General features: G+C 77.0%; 1 pseudogene. It reads right to left on the bottom strand.

What is annotated here, in order from left to right:
- Nucleotides 1-857, bottom strand: a pseudogene (locus tag HY68_RS40070) (molecular chaperone Hsp90); the annotation flags it as partial.

The raw sequence follows: 857 nt of genomic DNA, 5'->3' as shown, positions 1-857 counted from the left end.
CGCCCAGCGGCAGCCGGCCCACGCCGAGCGTCCGCAGCTCCGTGCGGCGCTCAAGTCCCCCCGGCAGCAGCGTCGGCAGCACCTCGGCCAGCACCAGCACGGTCTCGGCGCTCGCGCCCTCCACGACCTCGGCCTCGAACGGCCGCAGCGCCTTCGCCGGCTCCTCCTCGTCACCCGGCCCCGCGGGAGCCAGGAAGGCGACCCTCGGCAGCCGCTCCAGGATCGCCGCCCGCAGCCGCCCGTCCAGCTCCCCCTTGCCGAGCGGCCCCGGCACCAGGTCGATGGTCCCCGTCGAGACGGGCTCCCAGCCGCCCAGCAGCTCCGCGAAGCCCTCGGCCGCCTGCCCCACGAGGAAGTCGGTCAGCGGTCCCGGCGCCGGATGACGACGCGTCGGATCCAGCGGGAACGAGGCGATCAGCAACGCCGGAACGCCCAGCGGCTCGTCGGTCGGGGTCGGCGCGTGCACGAACGGCGCCGTACGGGGCCGCGCGGGCGCGCCGTCGCCGTCCACCGGCACCGCCCAGGTGACCGACCAGTGCGGCCGCAGCCGCTCCTCCACGGGCCGCCCCTCCAGCAGCGCGGCCTCGGTGACCCCGCTGCGGGCCACCACCCGCCAGCGGTGGATGTCCCCGCCGCCCGCGCTGTCGTCCACATGCACGTACGGCCCGTCCTCGGAGCGCCGCAGCACCCGGTCGCCCTCGGGCGTCTCGACGACGACCTCGGCGAGCCCGGCGAGGGTCAGCAGCAGCGCGTCGTTGATACCGGCGAGCAGCCGCTCGACCAGATCGAGCGCGGCGGCGTCTCGCAGCGGCAGGACCACGGCGGTGTCGTACCCGTCCGGCACGGTGCCCTCGGCG

Source organism: Streptomyces sp. AcH 505, assembly GCF_000818175.1.
Lineage (GTDB): Bacteria > Actinomycetota > Actinomycetes > Streptomycetales > Streptomycetaceae > Streptomyces.
Note: the sequence above shows the minus strand (reverse complement) of the source record. Positions and strands in the feature narration are given on the sequence as shown.